This window comes from Actinokineospora sp. NBRC 105648 (assembly GCF_030269645.1).
Lineage (GTDB): Bacteria > Actinomycetota > Actinomycetes > Mycobacteriales > Pseudonocardiaceae > Actinokineospora.
Genome location: NZ_BSTR01000011.1, coordinates 85,993 through 107,694, shown reverse-complemented (window position 1 = coordinate 107,694; position 21,702 = coordinate 85,993). Strand labels below are relative to the sequence as shown.

14 protein-coding genes are annotated in these 21,702 nt (G+C 71.5%); 5 read left to right on the top strand and 9 right to left on the bottom strand.

Annotated features, from left to right (window positions below; translation table 11 throughout):
• Positions 1 to 212: 212 nt before the first annotated feature.
• Both QSK30_RS13165 and QSK30_RS13160 read right to left on the bottom strand, forming a co-directional pair.
• Positions 213 to 3,566, bottom strand: coding sequence for a galactose oxidase-like domain-containing protein (locus tag QSK30_RS13165; protein WP_285502643.1), 3,354 nt, complete (start codon positions 3,564 to 3,566; stop codon positions 213 to 215).
• A gap of 278 nt (positions 3,567 to 3,844) precedes the next feature.
• Entirely contained in the window at positions 3,845 to 4,600 is a 756-nt protein-coding gene (locus tag QSK30_RS13160) for a hypothetical protein (RefSeq protein ID WP_285502641.1), read from the bottom strand.
• Positions 4,601 to 5,198: 598 nt separating this feature from the next.
• Here QSK30_RS13160 and QSK30_RS13155 point away from each other — a divergent pair.
• The gene (locus tag QSK30_RS13155; RefSeq protein WP_285502639.1) at positions 5,199 to 5,450 is read left to right on the top strand and encodes a hypothetical protein; all 252 of its coding nucleotides are present in this window, start codon (positions 5,199 to 5,201) and stop codon (positions 5,448 to 5,450) included.
• 556 nt (positions 5,451 to 6,006) lie between these two features.
• Positions 6,007 to 8,262, top strand: a complete 2,256-nt coding sequence (locus tag QSK30_RS13150; protein ID WP_285502638.1) for a glycosyl hydrolase family 18 protein — start codon at positions 6,007 to 6,009, stop codon at positions 8,260 to 8,262.
• Positions 8,263 to 8,318: 56 nt separating this feature from the next.
• On the opposite strand, the gene QSK30_RS13145 is transcribed toward QSK30_RS13150, so the two are convergent.
• Positions 8,319 to 9,530 (bottom strand): hypothetical protein, encoded by a 1,212-nt coding sequence (locus QSK30_RS13145; protein WP_285502636.1) that lies wholly within the window; start codon positions 9,528 to 9,530, stop codon positions 8,319 to 8,321.
• 160 nt (positions 9,531 to 9,690) lie between these two features.
• On the opposite strand from QSK30_RS13145, the gene QSK30_RS13140 reads away from it, so the two are divergent.
• The 3 genes from QSK30_RS13140 to QSK30_RS13130 all read left to right on the top strand — a co-directional run bounded on the left by QSK30_RS13140 (position 9,691) and on the right by QSK30_RS13130 (position 12,409).
• Positions 9,691 to 10,206 carry an ATP-binding protein gene (locus QSK30_RS13140; protein WP_285502635.1) on the top strand — a complete coding sequence of 172 codons (516 nt, stop codon included), beginning with the start codon at positions 9,691 to 9,693 and terminating at the stop codon, positions 10,204 to 10,206.
• 741 nt (positions 10,207 to 10,947) lie between these two features.
• Positions 10,948 to 11,964 (top strand): LacI family DNA-binding transcriptional regulator, encoded by a 1,017-nt coding sequence (locus QSK30_RS13135; RefSeq protein WP_285502634.1) that lies wholly within the window; start codon positions 10,948 to 10,950, stop codon positions 11,962 to 11,964.
• A gap of 163 nt (positions 11,965 to 12,127) precedes the next feature.
• Complete coding sequence (locus QSK30_RS13130; RefSeq protein ID WP_285502633.1) at positions 12,128 to 12,409, top strand: hypothetical protein; 282 nt, start codon at positions 12,128 to 12,130, stop codon at positions 12,407 to 12,409.
• Positions 12,410 to 13,674: 1,265 nt separating this feature from the next.
• Here QSK30_RS13130 and QSK30_RS13125 read toward each other — a convergent pair.
• The 6 genes from QSK30_RS13125 to QSK30_RS13100 form a co-directional block, all read right to left on the bottom strand.
• Positions 13,675 to 15,672, bottom strand: coding sequence for a putative bifunctional diguanylate cyclase/phosphodiesterase (locus tag QSK30_RS13125; protein WP_285502632.1), 1,998 nt, complete (start codon positions 15,670 to 15,672; stop codon positions 13,675 to 13,677).
• A gap of 153 nt (positions 15,673 to 15,825) precedes the next feature.
• Positions 15,826 to 16,632 carry an SAM-dependent methyltransferase gene (locus QSK30_RS13120; RefSeq protein ID WP_285502631.1) on the bottom strand — a complete coding sequence of 269 codons (807 nt, stop codon included), beginning with the start codon at positions 16,630 to 16,632 and terminating at the stop codon, positions 15,826 to 15,828.
• Positions 16,633 to 16,720: 88 nt separating this feature from the next.
• Positions 16,721 to 19,021 carry a xanthine dehydrogenase subunit D gene (gene pucD, locus QSK30_RS13115; protein WP_285502630.1) on the bottom strand — a complete coding sequence of 767 codons (2,301 nt, stop codon included), beginning with the start codon at positions 19,019 to 19,021 and terminating at the stop codon, positions 16,721 to 16,723.
• The gene (locus tag QSK30_RS13110; RefSeq protein ID WP_285502628.1) at positions 19,018 to 20,376 is read right to left on the bottom strand and encodes an 8-oxoguanine deaminase; all 1,359 of its coding nucleotides are present in this window, start codon (positions 20,374 to 20,376) and stop codon (positions 19,018 to 19,020) included. The genes pucD and QSK30_RS13110 overlap by 4 nt, the downstream gene beginning before the upstream one ends.
• Positions 20,376 to 20,846 carry a (2Fe-2S)-binding protein gene (locus QSK30_RS13105; RefSeq protein WP_285502626.1) on the bottom strand — a complete coding sequence of 157 codons (471 nt, stop codon included), beginning with the start codon at positions 20,844 to 20,846 and terminating at the stop codon, positions 20,376 to 20,378. Before QSK30_RS13105 ends, QSK30_RS13110 begins: the two co-directional genes overlap by 1 nt.
• A complete protein-coding gene (locus QSK30_RS13100; protein ID WP_285502625.1) occupies positions 20,843 to 21,700 on the bottom strand; it encodes an FAD binding domain-containing protein in 858 nt (285 codons plus the stop codon). Before QSK30_RS13100 ends, QSK30_RS13105 begins: the two co-directional genes overlap by 4 nt.
• Positions 21,701 to 21,702 lie beyond the last annotated feature (2 nt).

Sequence of the window (21,702 nt, the reverse complement as noted above, 5' to 3'; positions counted from 1 at the left end):
CGCCGAGCCGGAGGCGCCCACCAGATCCCGCGCCGAACCCGACGTGCCGTCGGCGGCACGCCCCGGGGCTGGCGCGTCACCAGCCGAAACACCCGTCCCAGCCACGCCGGGAACCGGCGCGGCCCGGCCGTCGTCCGCCACCCCAGCCGGGGGCGAGCCCCCTGCAGGCTCGCCCCCGGCCGACTCGGGGGTGTCCCCCGCGGACCGCACCATCAGCCGTGCTTGAACACGACGGTGGTGACCAGCCACGGCGTGTTCGCCGCGGTGCCGATCGTGGCGTTCGGCCGCGACCCCAGCACCGCGGGCTGGTCCTCGATCAGCATCTCCATGTCGCCCGCGGGCGAGGCGTTCAGCCGGGCCGTGAAGCCCGCGCCCGGGGTGAGGGTCCGGCTGAAGCCCGAGTCCACGTAGAAGCCGACCGCCAGCTGGCTGCCGTCGGTGGTGGCCGCGGTCTGCCCGGAACTGGCCGTCGCGCCGTTGCCGGTGGCCTTGGCGACCTGGTCGGCCGCACCCGCCCCCGAGGCCAGCGACAGCCCGGAGTACTCCGCCGCGCCCACCCCGATGTCCGCCGAGGACGACGCCGAGGCGGTGACGGTCAGCTTCGCGCCGCCGCCCGCGGTGATCGGCGCGGTCCAGATGCTCTGCTCGGTGTTGTCCGAGGCCACCTGGCTGGACAGCTTCGTGTAGACGTTGCCCGCCGAGTCGCGCACCCCGGTCGCCCGGGCGCCGACGGTGTTCCACACACCCACCTGGACGACCATCCGGTCACCGACCTGCACCGGCGAGGGCGTGGTCACCGCGCGCTCGGCGCCGGGCCCGCGGCCGGACACCTGCTGCACGAAGCCCGGGATCGGCGTCGCCGACGGGGTGACCACATTGGACGGTGTGGACGCCGGGCTGGTCCCGATCGCGTTGGTGGCGGTCACCTTGAACGAGTAGGAGGTCCCGTTCGCCAGGCCGGTGACCTGGGTCGAGGTCCCGGTCGCGGTGACCGGCGGCTGCGCGACCCCGCCCACGTACGGCGTGACGGTGTAGCCGGTGATCGCGCTGCCGCCGTCGCCAGGGGCCGACCAGCTGACCGTCGCCGAGGCGTTGCCCGCGACCGCGGCCACGTTGGACGGCGCCGACGGCGCGGTGATCGACTTGAGCACCCGCACGGTCTTGGCCACCGACGGCACACCCGCCCCGTTGACCACGAACAGCATGTAGTCACCGGGCGGCGCGAGCGCGGCCCCCGCGGGCATCTGCACCGACAGCGTGCCCGCGCCCTTGGTGAACTGCAGCGGCACGAACCGCTGGTCCATGTCGCTCTGGTGGGTGTTCGCGCCCATCGAGACCAGGTTGACCGCACTGACCGAGGCCGCGTCCGGGGTGCCGACCGAGATCGTCTGCCCGTAGGCGGTCGAGGGCGGGGCCGAGCTGATCGTCGGGCGGGCACCGTTGAACAGGTACGGCGGGGAGTAGATCTGCGCCGAGAACTGCCCCGGCACGGTCGCGCTGATGTGGTGGCCACCGCCTGCGACCAGCACGCGGCCGTCGGGCATCAGCAGCGCGGTCTGGTGGTACTGGCGCGGCACGGCCATCGACGCCGCGGTCGTCCACTGCTCGGTCGCCGGGTCCCAGATCTCCGCGGCGAGGATGCCGGTGGCGAGCTTGCTCTGGTCGCTCGACGGCGCGCCGCCGACCGCGAGCACCTTGCCGTCGGCCATCGTGGTGAGGGTGTGGAAGTCGCGCGCGACGTTCATCGGAGCGGTCTGCCGCCAGGCCGCGGTCGGCGCGGTCAGATCGATCACCGCGGTCGTCGCGCGGGAGGGCGCGCCGTCGGAGACCGTGGCCGAGCCGCCGCTGTAGAGGATCTTGCCCGGGCGGTACATCGTGGACGAGCCGTTGACCACGCCGCTGGCGCCGACCGGGGTCCAGGTCTGGTTGTTCACGTCGAGCCAGTACGACACGTCCTCCGACGGGCCCATGGTGAAGACCTTGCCGTTGGGCGCGAGGTAGGCGAACGGGTACTCGACCTCGTGCACCTGGGAGGTGTCGACGTTCTGCAGGACCGTCCAGGTGTCGTTGCCCGGGTCGTAGACCTCGGGGTGCTCGGCCCAGGTGTAGGCGTCGGCGGTGTTGCCGCTGATGGTCACGTACCGGCCGTCGGCCAGCTCGGTGACGCTGGGGTACCAGCGCGGGTAGTGCATGTCCGCGGCCCGGCTCCAGGCGTTGGTGGCCGGGTCGAAGACGGTGGTGTCCTTGATGCCCAGCTCGCCGGTGGAGACCACGCCGTAGCCGCCGACCACCAGGACGCGGCCGTCGGGCAGGTGCGCGTTGGCGGCGCAGAAGATGCTGTCCGGCGCGATGATCGTGGTGAAGGTGTTGGCGACCGGGTCCCACAGGTAGGTCGGCTCCGGCTGGTGCCAGCCGTCCCAGAGCAGGTACTTGCCGTTGTTGAGCGCCACCATGTGCACCGCGACGAACGGCCAGTCCATGGCGGGCGCCCACTGCCCCTGCGGCGAACTGGTCGGGGTGACCGCGTTCGACTGCGCCGAGGGCAGGCTCGCGCCGATGGCGTTGGCCGCGCTGACCGTGAAGGTGTACGCGGTTCCATTGGTAAGCCCGGAGACCGCGGCGGCGGGCACGGGCGGGGTGCCGTTGACGATGGTGGGGGTCTGCGCGGTCGTGCCGATGTACGGCGTGATCGTGTAAGAGGTGATCCCGCTGCCGCCGTTGGGCGGCGCAGTCCAGGTGACGGTGGCGCTGCCGTTGCCCGCTTGCGCGGTGACCGCGGTCGGGATGCTCGGCGCGGTAGGACCGCCGCCACCGGTGGTGTCGGCAGCGCGCAGCACGACAGTGGCCACCAGCCACGGCACGCCCGCGCCAGTAGTCACACCCGCGGCGGGCTGCTCCCCCGCGGCGACGACCTTGTCCTCGAGCACGAACTCCATGTCCGAGGTCGGCGACACGTTGACCCGCTGGGTGAACCCGTTGGCCGCGGCGAGGGTCTTGCCGAACCCGGAGTCGGCGTAGAAGCCCAGCGCCAGACCGTTGCCCGCGGTGGTGGCCGGGGTCGGCCCGGAGGTGACCACGCCCGCGACGGTGCTGGTGCCGGTGGCCTGCGACTTCTGGTCGACGACGGTCGCGTCGGCCACCTGGGAGACCCCGGAGTACTCGGCCACCGCGATCCCGATGTCGGCCTTGGCCGTCGGGGTGACGGTGATCGCGGGCTTGGTGCCCCCACCGTTGACGACCGGCGCGCTCCACACGCTCAGCTCGGTGCCGTCGGAGGCGGTGACGGCGAGCAGCTTGGTGTAGGTGTTGTTCGCGGCGTCCTTGACGGTCTTGGCGGTGGCGCTGCCACTGCTCCAGATCCCGACCTGCACGACGATCCGGTCACCGGTGGTGACATTGCCCGGCAGCGTCACGGCCTTGCTCGTGGCGATCGCCCGCGCGCTGGCCTGCTGCACGAACGTGGGCACGGCCGCGGCGGCGTACCCCGGCAGCCCCAGCGCCACCAAGACGACCGACAACACCGCAGCCAACGCCACCAGGGCGCGGCGGGGGCGAACGAGTCCCATGAACCGTCCTCGACCAAAAGTTCGACAAGGCCGACCACGCCGGCGACACCTACATCGCTGCGCGGATGCGGACGTTTCGCACCTCCACAACGTTCGGCCGAACAGCGGTACGGACGACGAACACCGTTGCAGGGAGGGGAATTTCCGCTTGTCGGGGCCGCCGGTTCGGGGGTCACCGAAAATCGTCCACAGTGGAGCAAATCGGTCAACGGCCGCGCCGGACGGAGACCACTCGACCACGTGGTGTCACCGGTCCCGGCGAGTCGGCCGCCGCCCGGTCAGGAGTTGTTGTGCAAACCGCCGTGCAGGTGGCCGACCTGGATCGCGGTGCCGGTGTTCAGGCCGGTCATGACGTTGTGCACCGCGGCGGCCGCGGGCGGCGGGGTGGCGCGCAGGCGGGCCTCCTCCGCGGGGGTGGCCAGGCCGTGGCCGAGGAGGTCACCGGTCGGGACCGGGACGTAGAGGTGGGCGGTGCCCTCGTACTCCTTCGCCCGCACCGGCACCGGCGCGGTCGACACCGAGACGTAGCCCGCGGCGACCACGTCGTCGTAGACGCGGTCGGACAGCAGCACCGCCAGGAACGTGCGGTCCTTGTCCGACCGGGTGAGCGCGTCGCGCAGGGGTGGCGTGTCGACCAGGCGGTGCGCGGTGACCAGGGCGCGGCCGCCACCGGGCATCAGGACCGGGCCGACGTGCAGCGCCGCCCGCAGCCGCAGGCGCAGACCCCGGCTGCGCTCGCGCATCCGGACGTCCTTCTCGGCCAGCACCTCCTGCAGCCGCGGCAGCAACCTGCCGATGACGGCGGGCAGGTGCCGGGGGTCGAACCCGAACCCGACCCCATCGCCGGTGTTCTGGTCGTACTGGCGCTCCTGCCACACCGACGACAGGCCTGCCCGCCCGAAGGCCACCTCGAGGACGTCGGGCACGGCCTCGGCCAGGTACTGCTGCCCCTGGTCCTGGTTGGAGCCGTACCGCTCGGTGTCCACCACGAGCACACCCAGGTAGGGGGGCAGCTCGATCTCGCTGTCCGTCATGGTCGTTCTCCCCTGGTCTCGACGTACCAGGAAACCGTACTGGGCCGGGGGGCTGGGGGCAGGTGACAAAACCTGGTCGTGTGGTGCTCGCTGCTTGCTTGTGTGCGTGCTCGCGTGCGTGCTCGCTTGCTTGGTCGCGTGCGTGCTTGCTGCGTCGGGGGTTGCCGTCTTCGTTGCCCGGGTTTCGAGCGGGCTCGATCTAGTGAACTCGCTTCGTGTGGGGCCCCTAGAGCACCGCGGTGGTGAAAAAAGGGCGGGTGAAGGGCATTCCCACCACACGGCGAGTTTAGCGGTGCTCTCCCCCCACACGAAGCGAGTCCACTAGATCGAGCATCCGTAGCGGGGCCGGCGGTACCAGCGGGGGCGGCCTATCCGCTGCGGCTTGGTGGGGGGTGGAGGGGTTCTGGTGGGGGCGGGCCTGGTGGGAATGGGGGCGGGGTGGTTAGGGGTGGGTGGGGTGGGAGTGAGAGTTGGTGTGGCGTGAGGTGGGGGCGGGGCGGGTTCTGCTGCACCAAAGGGCAGTTCTGTGGATTGGCGCATCACGATCGTGGGCTTGGCGGCGACTGACCGGCCACACGACAACGAGAGGAGTTCGGGGATGGCTACCGAGTTCAAATTCGTGGTGGACGGCGTCGACCTGACCGATGCCCAGCGTTCGGCTATCGCGCAGGCGGTGGCCGAGGCCGGGTCTGGGGCGGTGGAGAAGGTGCTGGCCCGCGACCTGCCGTACTTCGAGTTCGGCGGGCGGCAGTTGCGGAAGTGGGAGTTGATCGGCAAGTACCTGCTGGCGGGGCCCCGGGCGCACGAGTTGGCCGAGCAGGTGGAGGGTTTCATCGGCAGGCAGCCGTGAGCGAGCGGCACACCTGTCCGAGCAGTCAGGCGGGGCCCGGGGCGACCCTCCTGGGCATTCTCGGGCCGGGTGGTCGCGTCGTCTACACGCCGAATGGGCCGAGGGTGACGCCGGAGTTCCAGGCGCGGTTGGCGGCGCGTGGTGGTGGGCCGTTGGAGAGCCGGTATCGGTTCGCGGCGCCGTGTGTGGAGTCCGGGTGTGTGTTCTGGGACGGGGCGTGCCGGGCGGTGGATGCCGCGCACGAGGACTTCGTGGCGGTGGGTGGGGCGTTGCCCGAGTGCGGCATCCGGGAGACGTGCCGGTGGTGGGCGCAGCAGGGGCCTGCCGCGTGCGCGGTGTGCCCGAGTGTGCGGACGAATGGCTCGACCAGTTAGACAAATGTCCGACAAAGGCAAAGAAACAGTCAAGAAAGGTGGCCGAACTGGGCTGGAGAGTGGCCAACTGGTGATTTCCAGGGGGTGCATTGGTCTAGACCTAACCGGATCGAGCCGCTAGGTTCGGTTGTGGTCTAGACCACACTCGGCATATCTCCGCTTCATCCCCTGGAGCCACCGCCATGAGACGCACCCTTCGTCGTTTGTCCACCGCGGCCGCGACCGCCCTGCTGGCCGTCACCGCAACGATCTCCCTCGGTTCACCGGCCTCGGCGGCGGGCGCACTCCGCGCGACCCTCACCCTGACCGGCACCTCCGGCGAGTACACCGTCACCAACAGCGGGAGCACCGCGGTCACCGGTTGGGCGATCAACTTCGAGCTCCCCGCCGGTGTCACCGCCACCGCGAACGCCAACGCCACGGTCTCCCAGGCAGGCACCCGGGTGACCCTGACCCCCGCGTACTACATCAACACCCTGCAGCCGGGGCGCTCGACCTACCCCTACAGCCCGTCCTTCCGGCTCAGCGCCGCCGCCACCCCGACCCAGTGCCGGGTCGACAACGGCAACTGCGACGGCTCGCCGGACACCCCGCCCGCGGCGCCGGCGAACCTGCGCGCCACGGTCAAGACCACCAAGACCGTGACCCTCGCCTGGAACGCCTCGACCGCGGGGTCCCTGCCGGTCGCGAGCTACGAGGTCTACCGTGACGGAGCCCTGTCCACCACGGTCACCGACACCACGGCGAGCATCTCGGGCCTGACGCCCAACACCGCCTACGCGTTCACCGTGAAGGCCAAGGACACCAACGGTCTGCCCTCGGCGGCGAGCGCGCCGCTGTCGGTGACCACGAACAACCCGTCCGACGACACGCAGGCGCCGACTGTCCCCGGCAACCTGCGCTCGACGGCGAGCGACGCGGGCAGCGTCACGCTCGCCTGGAACGCCTCCACCGACAACACCGGCGTGGTCGCCTACGACGTGTTCACCAACGGCGCGGCCGCGACCACGGTCACCGGCACCACGGCGAAGGTCAGCGGTCTCGCACCGTCCACTTCGTACAGCTTCACCGTCCGCGCGCGCGACGGCTTCGACAACGCCTCCGCGCAGAGCGGCGCGGTCTCGGTGACCACCAAGGACATCGTCGACGGCTACGCGCGGATCGGCTACTTCGTGCAGTGGGGCATCTACGGCCGCCAGTACTTCGTCAAGAACCTGGTCACCACCGGGGCCGCGGCGAAGCTGACGCACCTGCTCTACGCCTTCCAGAACATCGACCCGGTGAACCTGACCTGCCTGTCCGGGGTCACCAAGAGCACCACCGCCAACCCGCAGGACCCCAACCAGGGTGACGGCTCGGGCGACTCCGAGGCGGACTACTCGCGGCCGTTCTCCGCGGCGCAGTCGGTCGACGGCGTCGGCGACACCGGCTGGGAGACCCTGCGCGGCAACTTCAACCAGCTCAAGAAGCTCAAGGTCAAGTACCCGAACCTCAAGGTCCTGGTCTCCCTGGGCGGCTGGACGTACTCGAAGTACTTCTCCGACGTGGCCGCCACGGACGCCTCCAGGAAGAAGTTCGTCTCGTCCTGTGTGGACACCTGGATCAAGGGCAACATCAAGTCCTACGGCGGCGCGGGCGGCCCCGGCACCGCGGCGGGCCTGTTCGACGGCATCGACATCGACTGGGAGTGGCCGGGCAGCGGTGACGGCCACGCGGGCAACCACTGGTCGGTCAACGACAAGGACAACCTGACCGCCCTGCTCAAGGAGTTCCGCACCCAGCTCGACGACTACAGCAAGACCAGCGGCAAGCGCTACGAGATCCAGGCGTTCACCCCGGCCGACCCGGCCAAGGTGGCGCAGGGCTGGGACGTGCCGAAGATCTTCGACTACCTGGACGTGGCCAACGTGCAGGGCTACGACTTCCACGGCTCGGGCAGCGACAACTCCTGGGAGCCCAACCGCACCGGCCACCAGGGCAACCTCTACGCCGACGCCGACGACCCCTACAACACCAAGTTCAGCGCGGAGGCGGCCATCAAGGCCTACACCGACAAGGGCGCCAACCCCAGGAAGCTGACCCTGGGCCTGGCGTTCTACGGCCGCGGCTGGCAGGGCGTCGCCGACGGCGGCAAGAAGGGCGAGTGGCAGTCGGCCACCGGAGCGGCTCCAGGCCAGTTCGCCGAGGAGGCGGGCACCAGGGGCTACGCGAACCTGCTGGCCAGCGTCCCGAACTGCACCGTCGTCCACGACACGGCCGCGGTCGCCACCTCCTGCTACACGGGCAACAACGGCCAGTGGTGGACCTTCGACGACACCTGGTCCATCCAGCAGAAGCTGCCGTGGGTCAAGAGCAAGCGCCTACTCGGCGTCATGGCCTGGGAGATGTCCGGCGACCCCGGCACCCTCATGACAGCCGTCGACGGCGGCCTCAAGTAGCAGTCCCGCACTGACACCGGGCTCCCGCACTCACCGAGTGCGGGAGCCCTGGTGCTTCACCCCTTGAAGTACTTCTCCCGGTGCCACGCGAAGTACTGCTCGGTGCTCGGCCGGTGAGCGCTGCAGGCGCCTCCGCGCAGCTCGGCAAGCAAGTCGGCCAGCCTGCCGGTCACCCCGGTGGGCTCGGCCACCAGGATCACGCCGTCGGGCCCCACCGCGACGTGCCCGTCCTCGAACAGGCGGTCGCACCCCAGGGCACAGGCCAGCATCGCCACGTTCTTGAGATCCGCGCGTTCCTCCGGAGTGCACACCGACCGCTTCTTGATGTGCGCGGCCACCAGCATGCCAACCGGGAACGAATGTCCGCACAGCGCGCAGTCGGCAACCTCGACCCCACCGATGAGGAGGCTGCGCAACGCGCTCTGCTCGGTGCGGTACCTGGCCAGGGTCCAGCCGTCCACGACCGCGAAGGTCTTGGCCCCTTGGCGCCCACCAGCCCGGCGGGACCGGCTGGCTGTGCCCGCAACGGGCTCGAACCCGATCTCGGGGACCCTCAACAGCACAGCACCCACCAGGCTGCCCGCGGTGCCGACCGGTCCGTCGACCTTGATCGAGCCGGTAGACCACAGCTCGTCGAGTACTTCCTGCACCGACTCGAGCGGGATCGGCTCCCCTGCGGGGAAGTCGTCGGTCACCACCCAGGCAGTGCCGCTGCGCACCCGCAACGTGAAGTGGTGGCCGGACACCGTGGACATGTGTTCGCCGTCGAGCGGGTCCAGCAGCTCGTGCGCATCGGGCGCGGCCGGCCGGTGTCCGGACTCCCGCCCCACCAGGACGGCTGCGAGTGCGCTCGTGTCCTCCGGACCATAGCCAGGCACCTTAAGCCGAGCGCGGAACCGCTTGGTGTTCGTTCCGGCCTTGTAGGACTTCTTACCCACCAATCCCTGGTTCCTGACCAGGTCCTTGCGCGCCTTCTCGGGGTCGGTCATCGGCGTGAGGTGCATCGGCGCATCGATCACGGAGCGCTCGGCCTCGGACAGGTCCGTGGTCTGCTTGGTCTCGACCATGGCCGCGGTGATCACCGCCGAGAGCCCGCCGAGTCGGCGGAGCAGCAACTCCAGCGCGCGGTTGTAGTCGCGGTTGCGGGGTGGTCTGCCCGCCGACCTCTTCCCGCCGCTGCTTTCCATGATCAGGGCGATGGTGTCGCCGTCTGATTCGAGGGTGAACTCGGCGTTGAGTTCGGTCCCGTTGTCGTCGACTGCGCGCACGGGACCAGATGTACACCATTGTGGTGAGCGCACTGGCGGCGGTGGGTGACGATTCGCGGGCTGACGTACACGGATAGTTAATGGGAAGACCTGGGGTGCCGCTACCGATAGGCGACGTGGCACCATCTGCGCACGCGCGGGCACCGGGAAGGACGCACCCATGAACAACCGGACCGAACAGATGGACGACCTCCAGCTGGTCGCCCTGCCCACAGCAGTCGGGTGCACCGAGATGTTCGTGCGGTTCTCCCTGACCGAGTGGAAGCTGCGCCCGATGCGCGACGCGGCCGCCGAAGTGGCGCGGCAGCTGGCGCAGGCCGTGGTCGGCGCGGTCGACCAGGGCTCGGCCGGGATGCTCAACGCCCGGGTCCGGCTCACCGGTGTGGAGCTGATCATCGAGATCGAGACGCCCCGGGTGGTCCGGGTTCCGGTCGTCCCGGACGGTCCACGAGTGGGTGTCACTGAACTGGGCGCCGCGCGCTACCTGCTGTGGGCCAGCCTCCCGCTCCCCGGCGGGATGGACGCCTCCGCGGTCCCCCTGCCCCGCCGCCAGCGCAGGCCCTCGCCCGCCGCCGCCATCGAGGCCGCCCGGGACCCGTTGCCCGAGGACCACAACGACGTCATGCAGCGCATCCTCTACAGCCTGGCCGACCGCCCGGAGAACCGCAGGCACTGACCGCCGCGGCGCAGTCAGCCGGTCCAGCTCGATTCCAAACCACCGTCGCTTGGCCACGCAGCCGACTGCCGAGCAGTCGCCCAGAGCGACCGACAGCACCGAGCACCGAGCACCGAGCACCGAGCACCGAGCACAACTAGACACCGGGGCAGCGTGTAGCGCCACTGCGCCGTTCTGGGTGTCGATGTCGGCCAGGCTCTCACCACAACGGTGCATCGCGGCGGCCAGCACGGCCTCGACCACCTCCACCCCGGCGCACCGGCATCGCCTCGGACCACCTCACGGCGCACCATCAGCACCAGGCAGGCAGAAGCAGTCACCGGGCACCGGGCACCGGGCACCGGGCACCGGGCACCGGGCAAGCAGAACACCCCGCCGCGGTGGGGTGTCTCCGCGTCTGGGTCAGCCATGTGTGGGGAAGCGGTGCCAGTCCAGCTCGACAGGTTCGCTGTGGGTGACCAACGTGCCGCACCCGAACGGGTCGGGGTTTCGGTCCTCGGCGGCCGGGAGTGCCCACACGGCCCCGAAGTCCCGCGCGGTCAGGCAACCGCGGGCGCGGAGCCCGAACGATCAGTGCCGCTGAGCGAACACCGATGGCGACCGTCCGAATGGGCACTTAGCCTCTACCGCCCGCCCGGCCCGGAGTTCGCCCATTCCACTGTGGATGGTCGGGCCGAAATCGGTGCTCGCGCGGGCCCGCGCGGCTGCCCTACACTGGCCCGCCCTGCGAACGGAGCGAGGATGACACCACCGGACGAGCGCGTCGCCCCTACCCTGGAAGAGGTGGCGCGGGTCGCCGGGGTGTCGCGGTCCACGGTGTCGCGGGTGATCAACGATCTGCCCGGGGTCAGCAAGCGCGCGCGGGCCGCGGTCGAGCAGGCGATCGGCGACCTGCGCTACGTGCCCAACCAGGCCGCGCGCAACCTCGTCACCCGGCGGACCAACTCGATCGCGCTGGTGGTCTCCGAGCACGGCGACCGGGTCTTCGGCGACCCGTTCTTCGCCAAGATCCTGCGCGGGGTCTACGCCGGGATGGCGGGCAGCCGCAGGCAGCTGGTCCTGCTGATGGCCCAGGAGCAGGACGACCAGACCCTGGAGAACTACCTCTGCGGCGGCCACGTCGACGGCGCCGTGGTCGTCAGCCTGCACGGCCGCGACCCGCTCCCGGCCCGCCTCGTCGCGGCCGGGCTGCCGGTGGTGCTGGTGGGCAGGCCACTGGCCGAGGTGACCGTCCCCTACGTCGACTCCGACAACCTCACCGGCGGCCTCACCGCCGCCCGGCACCTGCTGCGCACCGGCAGGCAGCGGATCGCGACCATCGCGGGCCCGGACGACATGGCCGTGGGCATCGACCGCCTCGCGGGCTGGCGGCGCGGCATGGCCGAGGCCGACCGCCGCACCGACCGGGTCGCCCGCTCCGACTTCAGCGTCGAGGGCGGCGCCGCGGCGATGGCCGCACTGCTGGACGCCCACCCGGACACCGACGCGGTGTTCGCCGCCGCCGACATCATCGCGATCGGCGCCCTGCGCACCCTCGCCGAGCGCGGCCTGCGGGTCCCCGAGGACATCGCCCTGGTCGGCTTCGACGACTCGGTGCTGGCCACCTCCACCGCCCCCCGGCTCACGACCGTCCGTCAGGACGTCGAGGAGCTCGGCCGGACCACCACCGCCCGCCTGCTGGCCCAGGTGAAGGGCGAGGGCGGACTACCGGCCTCGGTCCTGTTGCCAACCGAACTGGTAATCCGCGACTCGGCCTGACCGGTATCCACGCGACACGCCGACGCCTCTTCCCCTGTAGACCTCGTCACGCTTTGTAACGTGAGCGGGGTCGCACTTCGATGCAACCTGATGAGGGGCCCAAGCATCCAAGAGGGCAACCGCTACGAACACCAGATGAACCCGACCCAGGGGGGAACCGCAGATGACCATCACTGTCGAACCGCATGAACGCACCGGCCAGCACCTGAGCCACCGCGCCATCGCCATGCTCCGCGCCGTCGCCCAGGGCAGAGCCCAACTCGCCTGCAGCCGCGAACCCGACCTCTACATCGACGGCTTCTCCTGCTGCGACCAGTTCACCGCGCACCAGCTCACCCACCAGGGCCTCATCACCGCCACCACGGGCCGCTTCGGCGAACGAGTCCCCGCGACGCTGACCCAGGCAGGCACCGACGCCCTGACCGGCGCCCCCGCAGCCGCCTGAGCAGCTCGGCACCTAAGCACACAGGGTAACCGCCCGCGTCCCCCCGGTAGCAGCCTGACGAGGCGCACCAGGGCGGACCTCCGGCCACCCAGCCCCCAGCACCACCGCGCCGCCTGCGCACCCTGCCTCGCCGCACCACCTCACCGCTCCGCCAGTTCCACCGCAGCACTGCCGGGCCCCTGCCGCACCGCTCCACCCCGCAGCACAGCGGCACGGCGCGGCACAGCGGCGGAGTTCGCTCAGCACCAGACCGGGCACACCCCGCCCACCTCAGTCCGCCTCGGACACCAACGGCATCGGCGTCGGGGTCGGCACCTGCGCAGGTAGATCACACCCGCGTCCAGCACCACAGCGCCCCCGCCCACCGCCCCCAGCAACATCCCGCCACACCAGCACACCCGGCCGCCTCGGCAGCACCCGAACACCCGAAGCACCAGCACCGCCAGGCTCCCTTGGCACCACCCCCAAGCAGCCACCCCACCGCACCAGCACCACCCGGCCCCTCGGCACGCCACCGCCGAGCAGCCAACCCCAGGCACCACCCTGAGCAGCCGCCCAACGCAACACCTCACGCCATCAGCACCACCCGCCCCTCGGCACCACCCCCCAGCGGCCACCTCTAGGCCGCCCGAGCAGCCACCCAACCAACAGCCGCACCCAGCACCCGGCACCACCCGAAGCAACACGCCACCGCACCAGCACCGCCAAGCCCCTCCACACGCCACCGCCGAGCAGCCAACCCCAGGCACCACCCCCGAGCAGCCACCCAACGCAACACCTCACGGCACCAGCACTACCCACCCCCTCGGCACCACCCCCGTGCGGCCACCCCCAGGCCCCTTTGCAGCCACCCCAACCAACATCCCGCCGCACCAGCACACCCGGGCACCACCCGAAGCCACACCCCACCGCACCAGCACCGCCAGACCCTAGGCACGCCACCGTCGAGCGCCACCCCAAGGCAGCACACCTGAGCAGCCACCCAACACAACACCCCACGGCACCAGCACCACCCACCCCCTCGGCACCACCCCCGAGCGGCCACCCCCAAGGCACCCCCACCCCAGCCCCAGGAACCAGCACACCCACAGGAGCCCTGACCACACTCCCCCCTGCATCCCATACGCAGCCCCAAACACGGCCGGTGTGGGCTTGTCAAGGCATCTTTCCCGCCTTGACAAGCCCACACCGGCCGTAGTCACACTTGGCGTAGGGGAAGCAGAAGCCCCCGACGGCAACACCCAGAGCCAGCAAAGGAGAAGCGATCAGGAGAACAACGGACCAGTCCCCAGATCAGCCCCAACCCCCATCCACCACTTGGCCTGCTCCTCAGTGGAGATCCCCGGCACCAGCACCGAGATCCCCACCTCCCGCACCATCGGCACCAGCCCCGCCACCGACCGCGTGAACAACGCCGCCGGATCGGGCCGCACCACCCGCGACACGACGGCGCCCGACATCCGGACCGAGTGGATCGGTAAGTCCTCCAGGCAGGCCAGGTCGCCGCGGGTGTGCCCGAAGTCGGTCAGCACCGTACGGACCCCGAGGTCCACCAGCACGCCCAGGTTGTCCTCGGCCACACCATCCCCAATGGACAGTGAGCAGACTGGCATGCCCAGCTCCAGCCGGTCGGCGTCGAGGCCGGACTCGCCCAGCACCCGCCGGACCTGCATCACCAGGTCCGGGTCCGCGACCTGCTCGGCCGAGAGCTCCAGGTACAGCGCCGACCCCTCGACAGCCGCCGCGGCTTGGCCGAGCACCCAGTGTCCCAGCAGGACACTGAGCCCGGTGTCCAGCAGCAGCTCGGCGCACCGCTGCGGCCCCAGCACGCCGTACTCCGGGTGCTCCCAGCGCAGCAGCGCCTCGGTGGCGACCACGGTCCGCTCCGCCAGCGCGACGACCGGCCGCAGTTCCAGGCCCAGCTCGCCGTTCTCCCAGGCGCCCGGGATCGTCGCCGCGAGGCGGTACTGCTCGCGGTAGAGCTGGTTCTGCACCGGGTCGACCACGCACCACTGCCTGCGCCCGCGCTGCTTGAGCTTGCGCAGCGCGATATCGGTGGCGCGCAGCAGCTCGTCCGGTTTGGTGTCCGCCGACGGCAGGCTGACCACCGCGATCGTCGCCCACGCGGCGATGCCCTGGCCGTCCACATAGGTCGGTTCGGACAGCACGTCGTTGATCTCGGTGGCGACGCCGCCGACGTCGAGCCCACCCGGCGGGTGCTCGAGCATCATCGCGAACTCGTCGCCCGCGAGCCGCGCCACGATCCCCGGCTGCTCGCCGAGCAGCTGGGTCAGCCGGGCCGCGACCTCGCGCAGCAGGTGGTCGCCCGCGGCCCGGCCGATGCCGTCGTTGGTCACGGCGAAGTCGTCGAGACCCAGGTGCAGCACCGACACCTCCTGCCCGGTGCCCAGCGCCTCCTCCAGCCGACCGACGAAGGCCTGCCGGTTGGGCAGCCCGGTGAGCGGGTCGTGCGTGCCCTGGTGGCTGATGTGGTGCTCGAGCAGGTGCAGGTCGGAGATGTCCTGCACCATCGTCACGTGGTGGTCGGGCAGGTCGTCCCGGTCGCGCAGCACCGAGACCGCCACCCGGACCCACTGCGTCTCGCCGTCGGCGCGCAGGAACCGGGTGCGCTCGTCGAGCTGGTGGCCGACGCCGTCGGCCAGCTCGTCGTAGCGGGTGCGCAGGTAGGCGCGGTCCTGCGGGTGGAACAGGTCGTCGAGGCGCTTGCGGAAGAGCGTGCCGGGCTTGTAGCCGAGCATCTCCTCCAGCGCCTCGTTGGCCCGGGCCACGCCGCCGCCGAGGTCGGAGATGACCATGCCGAGCGCGGAGGTGGTGAACACCTCGCCGAACCGGGCTTCGCTGGCCCGCAGGTCGCGCTCGACGGTGTTCCTGGCGTGCACGAGCGCGTCGCGCAGGTCCTGCTGCTCGGCGAAGAGCCGCCGCCGGGTGGCGTCGGCGAAACCGGCGGCGAGCGCGGCGAGCACGCCGGGCAGTCGGGTCGCATCGTCCACTTCGGTCAGCCGGGGCAGCCCGGAGGACAGCACGTCGATCGAGACCCGCACGCACACCGGCTGGTGGAACCCGCTCTCGGCGAGCGCCCGACCGACCCCGGTCGCCTCGTCCGGGCCGTCCGCGCGCAGGCAGGCGACGAGCGCGCCGAGCAGGTCGGCCAGCTCGCGCTCGATCACGTCGCGGTCGCGCGCGACGTAGGCGACCTGGGTCAACGCGGCGGCCCATCTGATGGCCAACTCAGCGCGGTCCACGCCAAAGACCGTCCTTTGTCGGTGCGCTAGTCCACCGGCCCGGGAAGACAGCCAGGGAAGTCCTGAAGTACCACTCTGCACCCGAATGGGCACCTGACGCCACCCCATCGGACTAGGTTGGCCGGGTCATTTCATCCGCCAAATGGGTGACGTTTAAGTCTTGCGTGCGACACCCGCATAGAGATTCGAACGCGCCGCGTTATCACCGACATCCTCGGCGCGCTCCGGTCGCCACAGCGGCGTGTAGACCAGTCCCGGTTCGACCAGCTCGAAGCCGTCGAAGAGCCGGAGGATCTCCTGGTGGGTGCGCGGGAAGATCGGGTCCTGGCTGTGCCGGAACACCTCGACCGCCCCGGCCATCCCCTCGGGCGCGTTGTCCCAGGTGAACGCGGACAGCGCGAGGTGGCTGCCCGGTGCCAGCGCGTCGCGGTAGCGGGCGACCAGCGCCCACGGGTCGTCGTCGTCCGGGATGAACTGGGCGACACCGACCATGAGCAGGCCCAACGGCGCGGACAGGTCGATCAGCTCGCGCACCCGCGGTGCCCGCAGGATCTTCTCGGGCTCGCGCATGTCCGCGCGCAGGACGTCGGCGTTGGGGACCTCGCGCAGCAGCATCTCGCTGTGCGCGACCGCCACCGGCTCGTAGTCGACGTACACCACGCGCGCGGTGGGGTCGGCCGCCAGGGCGATCTCGTGGACGTTGCCGACGGTCGGGATGCCGGAGCCGAGGTCCAGGAACTGGGTGATGCCCGCGTCGAGCAGGTGCAGCACGGCCCGACGCAGGAACGCCCGGTTGAGCCGGGACATGTCGCGCGCGGGCAGCAGCCGCACCAGCTCCTCGGCCAGCGCCCGGTCGCCCGGGAAGTTGTGCCCGCCGCCGAGCAGGTAGTCGTAAACCCGGGCCGCACTGGGCAGCTCGGTATTCACGCCTTCGGGAACCCAGCTGGAGGATTCAGTCACGGACAGCACCTCTGATTCACCATCGATGCCGCTCAGATTACTGACAAACCCCCACGTCCATTCGGGTCATCCTCACTCTGAGTTCGCTCTACTCTGTGTCATCGACAAGAGTGTCGGCGTGCGGGGGGCTCTCGGCGAGGACGAGGTGTTCCGGCCGGACCGGGACGCGGGTGAGGGCCACACCGGTGGCGGCGCGGATCGCGGCGACCACCGCGGGCGTCACCGAGATCGTCGGCGGCTCGCCGACGCCGCGCAGGCCGTACGGGGCGTGCGGGTCGGCCAGCTCCAGGACGTCCACCGCCATCGGGGGTGTGTCCAGGGTGGTCGGGATCAGGTAGTCGGTGAACGACGGGTTCCGGACCTTGCCGTCGACGACCAGGATCTCCTCCATCACCGCCAGCCCGAGCCCCTGCGCGCTGCCGCCGTGGATCTGGCCGAGGACTGCCTGCGGGTTGAGCGCCCGACCCACGTCCTGCGCGCAGGCCAGCTCGACGACCCGGACCAGCCCCAACTCGGTGTCGACGTCGACGACCGCCCGGTGCGCGGCGAACGCGTACTGCACGTGCGCCCGCCCCTGCCCGGTCTCCGGGTCGATCGGCTCGGTGGGCCGGTGCCGCCACTCGACGGTCTGCTCGACGACCCGGTCGCCGAGCAGGTCGGCCACCTCGGCCACGGTCGCGCCCGCCGAGTCGACCACCCGGCCGCCGTTGAGGTAGAGCTCCCCGGGCGCGTCGACCAGGTCGAGGACCTCGGCGCGGACGGCCTCGCACGCGGCCTTGACCGCGCCCCCGGTGACGTAGCTCTGCCGGGAGGCCGAACTGGACCCGGCGCTGCCGACGCTGGTGTCGGCGGGCAGCACGGTCACCTGCCGCACACCCAGCTCGGTGCGGGCGATCTGCGCCTGGAGCGTCACCAGCCCCTGCCCGACCTCGGCCGCCGCGGTGTGTACGGACACCACCGGCTCACCGCCGCTGACCCACAGCCGCACACTGGCGGTGGAGTAGTCGTCGAAGCCCTCGGAGAAGCCCACGTTCTTGATGCCCACGCCGTAGCCGACGCCGCGGCGCACGCCCTCGCCGTGGGTGGTGTTCGCGACGCCGCCCGGCCGCTCGCGCGGGTCGTCGGCGGCGGGGGCGGGCAGCGGCCGGTCGCGCACGAGGCGCAGCAGCTCCGCGACCGGGGCGGCGGAGTCGATGATCTGCCCGGTGGGCATGGCGGCACCCTCGCGCAGGGCGTTGCGCACGCGCAGCTCGACGGGATCCAGGTCGAGCGCGGCGGCCAATTTGTCCATTTGAGACTCATAGGCGAAACACGCCTGCACGGCGCCGAATCCGCGCATGGCACCGCAGGGCGGGTTGTTGGTGTAGAGGCCGATGGCGTCGATGTGGACGTTGGGGACGTCGTAGGGCCCGGCGCCGAGGGTCGCCGCGTTGGCCACGACCGCGCTGGTGCTGGAGGCGTAGGCGCCACCGTCGAGCAGGATCTCGGCGCGGACGTACACCAGGCGGCCGTCGGCGTCGGCGCCGTGCTCGTAGCGCAGGATGGCGGGGTGGCGGTGCACGTGCCCGAAGAAGGACTCCTCGCGGCCGTAGACGAACTTCACCGGCCGGTTGGTGCGCAACGCGAGCAGGCTGGCGTGCACCTGCATGGACAGGTCCTCGCGAGCGCCGAACGCGCCACCGACCCCGGCCAGGGTGATCCGCACCTTCTCCGGCGGCAGGCCCAGCGCGGCGGCGACCTGGCTCTGGTCGACGTGCAACCACTGGGTGGCGACGAACAGGTCGACACCACCGTCCTCGGCGGGCACCGCCATCCCCGACTCCGGCCCGAGGAAAGCCTGGTCCTGCATGCCGACGGTGTACTCACCACTGACCACAGTGGACGCTGACGCGCCGGGATCGCCCTTGCGGATCCGGACGTGTCGCACCACGTTGCCGCCGGGGTGCAGCGGCGGGCGGTCAGCGGCGGTGTTCGGGTCGGTGACCGGGTCGAGCACCTCGTAGTCGACGGTGATCGCCGCGACGGCCCGGCGGGCGGTCTCCGGGTGGTCGGCCGCGACGACGGCGACCGGTTCCCCCTGGTAGCGCACGACATCCTCGGCGAGCACCGGCTGGTCCGGGTGTTCGAGGCCGAACCGGTTGACCCCGGGGACGTCGTCGTGGGTGAGCACCGCGTACACCCCGGCGATCTTGAGCGCGCCGGTGAGGTCGACGCCGCGGATCCGGGCGTGCGGGTGCGGGCTGCGCAGGGTGGCGCCCCAGAGCATGTCGTCGGCCCACAGGTCCGAGCTGTAGGCGAACTCGCCCTTGACCTTCAGCGTGCCGTCCGGGCGGACCGGACTGGCACCGATGCCGGTGCTGGTGTTCGTATCGGTGGTGGTGCTCGTCATCGGTGCAGCCCCGCCTTCCGCGCCAGCGACTTGGCCGCCGCGCCCAGGTTCGCGGCGACGGCGGCGGCCCCGATCTGGGTGGCCAGCCCGTCCTCGACCACCGTGCGACCACCCACCAGCAGCAGCTTCAACGGCGGCAGCGCGGCGAACACCAGCGCCGCCACCGGATCCGCGATGCCGACGTGGTCGATCCCGGTGAGCCGCCACAGCGCGACGTCGGCCTGCTTGCCCGGCTCCAGCGACCCGAGGTCGGCCGAGCGGCCCAGGCAGGCGGCACCGCCCGCGGTGGCCAACCGGAGCACGTCGCGGGCGGTCAGCGTCGCGGCCCCGCCGCGGATCCTGGTCTGGTAGAGGGCCTGGCGCAGCTCGCCGCCGAGTCCACCGTCCTCATTGGACGCCGCACCGTCCGCGCCGAGGCCGACCGGGACGCCCGCGGCCAGCAGGTCGGCCACCCGGGCGATCCCGGTGCCCAGCCGGGCGTTGGACGTCGGGCAGTGCGCCACCCCGGTGCCGGTGGCGCCCAGCGTCTTGACCGCGTCGTCGGACAGGTGCACGCCGTGCGCCAGCCACACGTCGGGGCCGAGCCAGTCCAGGTCCTGGACGTACTCCACCGGGGTGCGGCCGTGTTCCCCCTGGCACTGCTGCTCCTCCTCCAGGGTCTCCGCGAGGTGGGTGTGCAGCCGGACCCCGGTCGAACGGGCGAGTTCGGCGGCCCCGGTCAGCAGCGGCGTGCTCACCGAGAAGGGCGAGCACGGACCCACGGCGACCTGGACGAACGCGTCCGGCGAGGGCGAGTGCCACCGCTCGATGGCGGCTTGCGTCCCGGCCAGCGCGGCCTCGGTCGTCTCCACGAGGGAGTCCGGCGGCAGCCCGCCGTCGCTGATGCCCCGGTCCATCGACCCGCGCACCGCGTGCAGCCGGATCCCGACCTCGGCCGCCGCCTCGACGGTGGCGCCCAGCAGGTCGCCGCCGTGGCGCGGGAAGACGTAGTGGTGGTCGGCCGCGGTGGTGCACCCGGTGAGCGCCAGGCGGAGCAGCCCGGCGGTGGCCGCCGCGCGGGTGATCGACTCGTCCAGCCCCGCCCACACCGGGTAGAGCTCCACCAGCCAGTGGAACAGGTCCGACTGCTGGCCGTAGCCGCGGGTGGCCCACTGGTAGAGGTGGTGGTGGGTGTTGACCAGCCCCGGGGTCAGCAGGCAGCCGGTGCCGTCGACCCGGCGGTCGGCGGGGACGTCGGCCGGCCCCGGGCCCACCGACTCGATCACGCCGCCGTCGACCACGAGGTGCCCGAGCGGATACTCGGTCCCGGCCGCGTCGACGGTGGCGATCGCGGCGTTCTCGATCACCGTGCGCATCAGCCACCGTCCGATCGGGACGCGGCGAGCCGCACCGCGTCGAGGATCTTCTCGTACCCCGTGCAGCGGCACAGGTTCCCGGCGAGCGCCTCGCGGATCTCCGGGTCGGACGGGTGCGGGTTGCGCCGCAGCAGGTCGTGGGTGGCCACGATCAGCCCGGGGGTGCAGAACCCGCACTGCACCGCCCCGCTGACCAGGTACGCCTCCTGCACCGGGTCGAGCCGGTCACCGTCGGCCAGGCCCTCGACGGTGCGCACCCGCCGGTCGTGCGCCTGCCCGGCGGCGACCAGGCACGCGCACACCGCGACGTCGTCGAGGTACACCGTGCACGACCCGCATTCGCCCTGCTCGCAGGCGTTCTTCGAGCCCGGGAGCCCCAGCCGCTCGCGCAGCACGTAGAGCAGGCTCTCGCCCTCCCACACGTCGTCGGCGACGTGCTGCTCGCCGTTGACCTCGATCCGCACCCTCATCGGGACCTCCGGTGCTCGTCCCACGCCCAGCCAAGCGTGCGCTTGGCCAGCACGGCGAGGGCGTGCCTGCGGTAGGCCGCAGTGCCCCGCACGTCGTCGATCGGTCGCGCCGCCGCGGCCACCAGCTCACCGAACCGGCGGGCCACCGCGTCGGACAACAAACCCCTTGTCCCCCAAGGGAGTTCCTGGGCGGCGAACGCCTCCGCCTCCGGCGCGCGCAACGGGGTGGGCCCCGCCGAACCGATCCCGGTACCGACCGCGGTGGTCCCCGGGTGCACAGCCAGTCCGAACGAGCACACCGCGATCACCATGGCGTTGCGGGTGCCGACCTTCGCGAACTGCTGCGGTCCGGTGGCGACCGGGACCCGCACCGCGACAACGAGCTCGTCCGGCGCGAGCGCGCTCTTCTTGGGGCCCAGGAAGAACTCCGTGATCGGCACTCGTCGCGAGCCCGTCGCCGAGGCCACCTCGACCACGGCGTCCACGGCCAACAGCGACGGATGCGCGTCACCTGCGGGCGAGGCCGAGCCGAGGTTGCCGCCGACGGTCCCCCGGTTGCGGATCTGCGGCGAACCCACCGTCCGCGCCGCCATCGCGAGGCCGGGCAGGCGATCACTCAGCTCGGTGATGATCCGGGCGTACGGCACCGACGCGCCGAGCCGCAGCACCGCGCCCTCAACGTCCCAAGTGGACAGTTCAGCGACGTTGCCCAAGTCCAGCAAGGCATCCGGGCGGCGCTTGTCGAAGTTCAGCTCGACCATCACGTCGGTGCCGCCCGCGATCGGCACCGCGCTCGGGTACTCGGCCTTGGCCGCTAACGCGTCAGCGAGGGTGGTTGGTCGGAGGAACTCCACGG